The following is a 337-nucleotide window of genomic DNA, read 5'->3' on the forward strand; positions in this document are numbered from 1 at the left end:
GGTGGGACAGATGATTGGGGTGAAGTCGTAACAAGGTAGCCGTATCGGAAGGTGCGGCTGGATCACCTCCTTTCTATGGAGAATTGATGAACGCTGTTCATCAATATAAGTTTCCGTGTTTCGTTTTGTTCAGTTTTGAGAGAACTATCTCTCATATATAAATGTATGTTCTTTGAAAACTAGATAACAGTGTAGCTCATATTTTTTAATTTTTAGTTTGGTTAAGTTAGAAAGGGCGCACGGTGGATGCCTTGACACTAGGAGTCGATGAAGGACGGGACTAACGCCGATATGCTTCGGGGAGCTGTAAGTAAGCTTTGATCCGAAGATTTCCGAA

The 337-nt window shown here is 42.1% G+C and carries 2 rRNA genes; both read left to right on the plus strand.

What is annotated here, in order from left to right:
* A 16S ribosomal RNA gene (locus GBN78_RS29990) occupies positions 1-73 on the plus strand; the annotation flags it as partial.
* A gap of 146 nt (positions 74-219) precedes the next feature.
* Positions 220-337 (plus strand): 23S ribosomal RNA (locus tag GBN78_RS29995); the annotation flags it as partial.

It is taken from the genome of Bacillus sp. B2-WWTP-C-10-Post-4, assembly GCF_009183805.1.
GTDB classification, from domain to species: domain Bacteria; phylum Bacillota; class Bacilli; order Bacillales; family Bacillaceae_G; genus Bacillus_A; species Bacillus_A cereus.